At 39.0% G+C, this 8,053-nt stretch carries 4 protein-coding genes; all 4 read right to left on the minus strand.

Going from position 1 to position 8,053, the window contains the following annotated elements; all coding sequences use genetic code 11:
* Positions 1–565: 565 nt before the first annotated feature.
* The 4 genes from B2W36_RS18510 to B2W36_RS18525 all read right to left on the minus strand — a co-directional run bounded on the left by B2W36_RS18510 (position 566) and on the right by B2W36_RS18525 (position 7,410).
* The gene (locus B2W36_RS18510) at positions 566–2,161 is read right to left on the minus strand and encodes a RagB/SusD family nutrient uptake outer membrane protein (RefSeq protein WP_293889158.1); all 1,596 of its coding nucleotides are present in this window, start codon (positions 2,159–2,161) and stop codon (positions 566–568) included.
* Positions 2,162–2,172: 11 nt separating this feature from the next.
* Positions 2,173–5,457 (minus strand): SusC/RagA family TonB-linked outer membrane protein, encoded by a 3,285-nt coding sequence (locus B2W36_RS18515; RefSeq protein WP_293889159.1) that lies wholly within the window; start codon positions 5,455–5,457, stop codon positions 2,173–2,175.
* Positions 5,458–5,629: 172 nt separating this feature from the next.
* Positions 5,630–6,811, minus strand: coding sequence for a FecR family protein (locus tag B2W36_RS18520; protein WP_293889160.1), 1,182 nt, complete (start codon positions 6,809–6,811; stop codon positions 5,630–5,632).
* Positions 6,812–6,897: 86 nt separating this feature from the next.
* Positions 6,898–7,410 carry a sigma-70 family RNA polymerase sigma factor gene (locus B2W36_RS18525; protein ID WP_293889162.1) on the minus strand — a complete coding sequence of 171 codons (513 nt, stop codon included), beginning with the start codon at positions 7,408–7,410 and terminating at the stop codon, positions 6,898–6,900.
* Positions 7,411–8,053: the final 643 nt, after the last annotated feature.

The raw sequence follows: 8,053 nt of genomic DNA on the forward strand, positions 1-8,053 counted from the left end.
AAAAATTTGTTTAGGGTTGTGAAATCTTAGTTTTTGTCTTAGCATTCTATTAATTTTATCCAGTATATGTTTGATATAATACTCGTTATATATACTGCCAATATAATGAATTATTTATTCCATAAAGTATGGAAGTAAAACTGTATTAGAACATTAAAAGAAATAGAAGGCCAGCAATTGCCAGAAAATAGATATTTATAGTAAAAGTATCAAACGAATTAACGGCCAATAGGTGTGACAGCTGTCGGGGTAGATGTTTTATCTGACTCATTCGTTGTGGTTTTCCAGCCATCAGTGATCCAAATTGTTTGATCAGTAAGCGGGTAAAGGACGATATTTGATGAAAGACGATATAAAGTTCGAATGTGAAGTGTGTGGTCAAAAGCAAAAAGTTGAGTTGCTATTACTCCGCACAAATAAATGGTTAAAGCAGGTAGTCTGCAAGAATAAAAAATTGCAGCATATTAAGAATGTTGATCGATAAATCATTGAAAATAAATTAAAGGGTTATAGGAAAAGAAGAGTAGCGCGATTATGATCGCTACTCTTCTTTTATAGACCTCCCTTAATATCCTGGATTTTGGATTAGGTTAGGTTCGACTTGAAAGCTACTCTCATGGAAAGGCCAGAGGTATTGATGTTTCAAAAATTTTCTGTCTTCAATTTTAAGCACATCAGTTTTACCTTCTGTACCTTGTCGCATATGACCCAATGCAGGTTGATTAAGAACCACTTCCGCTGTTTTCCATCGCAGGAGATCACTATAGCGCAGGCCTTCACCGGCAAATTCGACCCTTCGCTCATTGCGAATTAAGTCGATCCATTCCTGTTGAGATTTTACCGTTAGATTGACATCCGCTACGCTCATATCAAGTCCTGCACGTTGTCGAATCTGATTGATACAGCTTTTCGCTAATTCATCTACGTTATTCAACATAATTTTGGCTTCGGCATAGGTCAATAACACTTCAGCATAACGAGCCAGCGGAAAGTACATATTACCTCCCGTCCGAAATGCATCAGCTTCATCGACAAATTTCTTAAACCAATAACCAGATCGGCTGCTCCGCAAGTTTTGATAATAGAACAGACTCTTTGAGTCATAAATATCTATTTTCTCTTTGTTGAATAGGTCGCCCTGTCCGAAAATACTAGCAGCATAACGTGGATCTCGATTTAATTTGGGGTTGAGCTCATATTCCTGCTTACTATATAAGGGGCATTTATCAATTGGCCGCCCTTGTAGTGTCCAATAGCTATCGACCAACGACTTCAAAGGAACAACATAAGATTGTCCATTTCCAGTCTTATATTGTGGCGCAAGATGCTCGAAGGAATTTGTAGCAGAATTATTGTGGCTTTCCATGTCAAATTTGATGATAAACTCCTTATTGGTTTTATCTGCCTGGTAATTGAATAGGCTAGCATATTGAGGGTGAAGTTGGTATTTTCCACTATCCATTATTTCCTTCGCAAGGGTTGCGGCAAGATCATAACGTCCATTATAAAGAGCGTACCTCATGATCAACGTTTTGAAGGAGTATTTGTTGAACATATAGGCGTTTGTGGTACCTTCATTTTCAGGGAGTCTGTTTGCTACATCGTTGCTCATTTCAAATAGCTTGTCCAGTATTTCAGCTTTCGGCGTTACTGGAGGTGTAGCTTCTTCAAGGGTAACCGGTACTAGGACAAAAGGTACGTCACCCCAAACTTCAGTGATCCTGAAATAATGCCAGATACGGAGTGCCTCTAAGATTGCTTTATATTTCTGTCTTATCGACTCATTTTCCACATAGGGAATATCAATATTAGCGATGTACGTATTGATCCGCCCCACGTGTTTATTATATAATGTCCAATAGTACTCCGCCAAGCGTGCATTGCTTGTCATATTACCATTGGCAATGACCATATGGTGGTCTGTCTCTATTCGAGCATAGGCGTTATCGCTACGACCATCTGACATATAAAAGAGTAGGCGGCGATCGCCAGGTTCCATAAAAACATCCAAATAACTACTGTATACTACCCGGCGCAGATCTTCTTCGGTGTTGAAGAACTCGTCGAAAGATGTTGCGGTAGGATCTCGTTTATCAAGAAATTTTTCGCAGCTACTTAACGTTGCTAGCGCAATTATCAAGGTTAAAATTTTCTTTTTCATTAGCATAGTTTTTAAAAAATACTGGCACTCAGTCCGACACTGTAGGTTGCCATACGCGGATAATTTCCGTTCCCGTCATTTGTTCCAGGGCTATCGACATCAATACGTTCGGGGTCAAGGCCTTCCCATTTCGTGAACGTGAACACATCTTGTGCATTAACATATATTCTAAAATTTTTTATGCTTTTGCCGATTTTAGGAAATGTATAGCCAAGCTGCAGAGACTTGATGCGGAAAAAGGCTGCATTGCTAAGCCAAACATCACTGAGTAGCGTATTAGGGCTTGGGCCTGTCCATAGACGTGGGAAACGGCTATTCGGATTGTCGGGACTCCAATGGTTTGCTACATATTCGACACGCGGTGCGCCGAGGTCGTTACTATTTCCGTCAACATAAACTGGATAGGCTTCTTGCCCAATCAAGCGGCCCGTGCGCTTTCCGATCCCCTGACCCAATGCAGAGAAATCCCAGCCTTTATACCGAAAGTCCAGATTTATAGCATAGTTATAATGGGGAAGAGGGTCTGCCAGGTAGCTTCGGTCCTCATCATTGATAATACCATCCTGATTTTTATCTACATAGCGGATATCTCCAGGTTTTGAATTTGGCATTTTAGCAGGAGTTGCATCCACTTCCGCCTGCGTTTGGAAATAGCCATCAGACTGGAAACCATAATAATTGTTGATTGGGACACCTTTGTACCATATTCGGTTATTATCGCCTTTAAAGATCAATCTATCGTTTTCATTGTAACCAGCTTTGAGCATTCGGTTGCGATTATCAAAAAGCATTCCACCGATGGTATACGAAAAATCGTCCTTTTTGTCTGACCAGCTTGCCGATAGTTCCCAACCATTATTTTCCACGGCGCCGATGTTGACTGCAGATTCAAGACTATTTGATCCCGTGAGCGGAGGAACGGCAAATTGATCATAAATAAGATCGTATGAATTTTTATGATAAATTTCAGCAGTAAAGGATAGTCTATTTTTAAATGCATTGACGTCTAGGCCCAGGTTCCATTGCTTCTGTTTCTCCCAGGAGAAATTTGGATTGGGAACACGTATTGTCCAGCCCCAGGTGTTTACAGATTCCTGCCAGAGGTATGGCGCTACATTTTCGTTTCCTATAAGTCCATAAGACGCCCGTAACTTAACATTACTAACTACACCCGACTCGAGAATAGGTTTGAAAAAATGTTCGTTATGTAAGTTCCAGGCGAAAGCTCCCGAAGGAAAAAATCCCCAACGATGACCAGGGGCAAACTTGCTGCTTCCGTCTGAACGTCCGGTTAATTCCAAAATATAGCGGTTGTTAAAAGAATAATTTAGTTTACCGAAAAATGAAGCTTTGCTAATTTCTCTAAAATCAGTGAAGGTATAATTCATCACCTCTGACCCTGCAGTAAGATAGATCTTGTCTTTGTCCTGGCGGAGCTCCTTGTTGAAGTTAATCAGCATCCGTGCAGTAAGCTGGCTTTCACTAACACCTTGTGAGGCATTGACATCATTTCCCCAAATTGCTGCCGGAGCACCATTTTCATCAAAAAACTTATAGGTCAGTCTTTTTTGTTTATTGGCCGATTTGTTAATCATGTAGGATACGTTTCCTTCAATATTAAAATTGCTGTTGATGTTATATTTGGGACGTAAGTTGATTGTACTGCGATCATACATATTGTTTTTTGTACCACCGTGTTTTATTGAAGCAATTGGGTTGATATTGTTATGCAGAATATAGTGTTCGGGAAGTTCAGAATCATAAAAAATTTGTTGCGTTGGGTTCAAGCGCCAAGCCTGTTTATAAAGGCCGTGTCCGTCATCATTTGCCAATAATCGATCTACCTGTAAACGGTGTGCGTAGAAGTCGGCCATCAATACAAATTTATCGGCGATGTTAATATTCGTATTGAAGCGGGCTGAAAACTTTTGAGTACCTTCAATCTTATTGAGGCCATTTTCTTTTATATGGCCGAGCATTAAATTAAAAGTACCAACGCCACCACCCCCGGATATACTCGCGTTATTATTAATCGCTGTCGAAGTCCGTTCCATGACCTGATCGAGCCAATTGACCTGCTTTAATTCTCCGGAGGCATATTGGTTAATTGTTTCTTCGGGGTAGATTGCAGGTTGCCCCTGTTGGATTAAGGTTTCGTTTCGCAATTTCATGAAATCGACAGCACCGACAAATTTCGGAAGATCAATCGGTTTGTTGACTGCAAACCAGTTGTTGGTAACGACTTTAAATTGTCCCGTCTGTCCACGCTCCGTTTCGATGATGATAACACCATTTGCACCACGGGAACCATACATGGAGGCTGAGGCGGCATCTTTTAAAACGGTAATGCTTTTAACCTGATTGGGGTCAATGTCGTGGATGCTCTGTTCCATACCGTCGACGATGACCAAGGGATCTGCATTTTGTAAGGTACTTATTCCGCGAATAGAGATGGTACCCGGAACACTTCCTGGCATACTGTTTCCGCGCATCATTGTGACTCCTGGGATCGTTCCAGAAAAAGCATCCTGCATTTTAAAAATTGGGCGATTTTTAATTTTCTCCATATCCATTTGGGATACGGAAGATGCGATGTGTTTTTTGTCTACTTCGGAGAAGCCAACAACCACAACTTCATCAAGTCCCACTTCATCCGCGTCCATAATAACATTGAGCTCCGATTTGTTGTTAATCGGGATTTCAAGCTGTTTGAATCCGACTGCACTAAAAATCAGGGTTCCTTTTTTGCCATCGGGGAGTGTCAGTTGAAACTCTCCTTTCGTATTCGACGAAGTTCCTGTATTGGAACCTTTTAGCAGGATGCTGACAGCAGACAATAGATTTCCCTTGGTATCATGTACTTTTCCTTTTATGACTTGTTGCTGCAGATTGGATATGCCGGAGGTACTTTGTTCTGGCAAAGAAATATCTTCATTTTTACGCTTGATAACAACAGTGCCACGATGTAACATGTAATAAAAAGCGCTACTCTTGAAAATTTGATCCAAGGCCTTATCGAGTGATACAGCTGTGATTTCAACGGTTGCTTTTTCATTTTTCAGCAATCCTTCTTTAAAGATAAAATGTATACCAGTCTGTTTGGTAATGCTTTCCAGTACAGTTTCAATCCTGGTATTCTGGGCATGTAAAGTAATCTGAGCGGAGCTTGAAGCGTAGGCGCCCATCATAGATGTCGCCAATAAGATTCCTGTCAGTTTCATTTTTAATAAATGGTTCAGAGTTTTCCCTTTGTCAACGGGACATAAGGTCCCTTTTGAATAAAATAAATTATTCATAAATTGGTATAGAATTAATGGTTTATGATCAGTGTTAATTCAAATTCGATGCAGGAGTATTTGCCGTACTTCTGCATTTTTATCATATTAATTTAGGTTTTTCGCTTTTTTACATACAAAGTCCTCCTTAATAAGTTTATCGGTTTACAATTAGTTATCGGTTTACAATTAGTTATCTGTTTACAATTAGTTTATCCTTGTCAATGGTCAATTTATAACCTGTCAAATCTTTTAGTACATTACAAAGTTCCGCCAGCGTTACATCTCTTTTCATGCTACCTTCATATCGTTCATTATTTAAAGGGATCTTGCAATCGACCTGAATTCCATACCAGCGGCTTATTTCATCAAGTATCTGTTGCATATCTTTATTTTTAAAATAAAAATAACCGTCTTTGAAGGCTGTGGCTTCGGCTTTACTGGCTAAAGGAAAAGTTTTTAGTTTTTTTTCGATAATCTGCGTCTCGCTACCGGCATTCATATAGATTTCGTGTTCTTCGTTGCTGACTTTAAGCTTTCCTTCTGTCAATGATACTCTCGTATTTGCACGATAGGAATTTACATTGAAAGCTGTTCCGATCGCTTGTATATTGATATGATTTGTTTCAACGATAAAAGGCCTATGTACATCTTTCGCAACTTCAAAATAGGCTTCACCTTTTAGTATTACTCTCCGCTCTTTTTTATCAAAATTTGCTTTATAGCTGAGCTCTGAGGCAGCATTTACCCACACTTTAGTGCCATCGCTAAGGGTTAATACCATAGTAGACCGTTTGGGAACTATTAAGGTATTACGTAGGTTTTCTGTTGAGTTGGATGCGTATACAAGTTGCCCATCTTTTAATTCGATACCCTGAGCAAAATATTGGATGGCTTTTTTTTCGGTTAATCGTATTTCTTTTCTCCCCTCAATTTTTAAAATTGCACCTGCTCCACCGGGAAGAACATCATTTTTGTGTCCATATATCTTGTCAGGAATTAAATAGCTTACCGACTTTTCGCGCTGTTGCTTTTGCCATAACAGTGTTAGGGCAAGTATTACAGCAGCCGCTATTCCAATAACTTTGTACGGTATTTTGTTTAAGGAGAGGTATTTCTTTTTTGGTTGTACAACAGTCTTCTTTGCCGTGAATTTTTGCTGTGTGATTAGCCATTCTTGGTTTACATCTGTTTTGCGAAGATCAAATGGAGCATAAATATCAGTATGTGATAGCCGACGAGACAAGCTATCCCTTGCGCTGGGATATTTTTGTAAGAGATTTTTTAATTGGTCTTCTTTGTCGGATGGTAGCTCACCATCTTTTAATAGAAGAGCAATCAGTTCTGCTAATACTATTTTGTCGGTTTTTATCATAATTCATAAGCTAAATAACTTGAAGGATCGATATGGGTGATCGATCCATTGAAAAAAGTGGAGTATTATTTGTAAAGCGTTGTGTGTTAGAGTATAAAAAACGTAAAAAGTATGCTTAGAAATTTCCTTTTTAGCAGATTTATCGCACGCATCCGTTGTGTTTTTACCGTATTTACCGAAACATTGAGTTCCTGTGCCACCTCCTCGTACTTCATTCCGTCCAGATAGATTAAGCGGCAGACTCGTTGACAACCTTCGGGCAGTTCATTGAGTTCCCGGTGAAGAGCTCCGATCAATTCTGCATTTATTAAATTATCCAGGATATCGTTTTCATCCGGCTGGTCAGTATTAAATTCGCTCCGTACACGATCAAATACCACATTTCTTCGCTTGATATTCATCGCTAAATTTTTTACAGCGCTATAGAGGAAGCTTTTAATGACGGGCTCTCCCTTTAGTAGCAAGTCCTGTCTACCCATTAGAACGACAAATGCGTCCTGCACGATGTCTTTTGCAATTTCCTCTGAGCCAACCCATGGAAATGCAAATACGCTGAGTTGCAGAAAATATTTGTTAAAATAATATTCTGTGGATAACATATCGTTTGCTTTTTTATGTAAAATATAAATTTTAAAAGTGATATAAAGAATAATATTAGAGATTTTATGTAGGTAAAACCTTTTACAAATTTGAAGGTTCATGACTGCTGTTCCACTCGTCAGCAGCATAATTCATCGCTTTTACGAGCTGGCACTTGGGTGAAGTGTTCTTTATTTCCTTTGCGAACCATATTCCGATTTCATAGATCAGTAGAAAACCGAGAATTATTTTTGAAATTTATGCATAATCATTTGGTTATCATAGATATCCTGGTTGTAGCGCACTTATCAATGTACGTGAAAATAACAGCCCATTAATGGAGTTATTTAAAAAACCTGTGCTTATGGCTTGCCGTAAAATAAGAGAATATTTTCCTTAGTATCGTATAATACTATACCAAATTGATCAAATGATGAAAAGAATACTGGGACTTGATTTAGGGACCAGTTCTACTGGTTGGGCATATGTATTGAAAGCGTAGGACAATGAAATTTTCAGGATTGAAAAATTGTGTGTATGCGTCAATCCATTAACGACAGATGAGCAACAATTGTTTAATACTAAAATCCAAAAAATGGTGTAAAAATTGTGTCAAATAAAATTTATATTCTGCAAAAGACTAGAGGGTGTAAAGTAAACTGT

This window comes from Sphingobacterium sp. UBA3549 (genome assembly GCF_002376635.1).
Taxonomy (GTDB): domain Bacteria; phylum Bacteroidota; class Bacteroidia; order Sphingobacteriales; family Sphingobacteriaceae; genus Sphingobacterium.

Bases quoted from the DNA above. Each gene is read 5' to 3' on its own strand.
- B2W36_RS18510 (WP_293889158.1), bottom strand. From the start codon at position 2,161: ATGAAAAAGAAAATTTTAACCTTGATAATTGCGCTAGCAACGTTAAGT.
- B2W36_RS18515 (WP_293889159.1), bottom strand. From the start codon at position 5,457: ATGAATAATTTATTTTATTCAAAAGGGACCTTATGTCCCGTTGACAAA.
- B2W36_RS18520 (WP_293889160.1), bottom strand. From the start codon at position 6,811: ATGATAAAAACCGACAAAATAGTATTAGCAGAACTGATTGCTCTTCTA.
- B2W36_RS18525 (WP_293889162.1), bottom strand. From the start codon at position 7,410: ATGTTATCCACAGAATATTATTTTAACAAATATTTTCTGCAACTCAGC.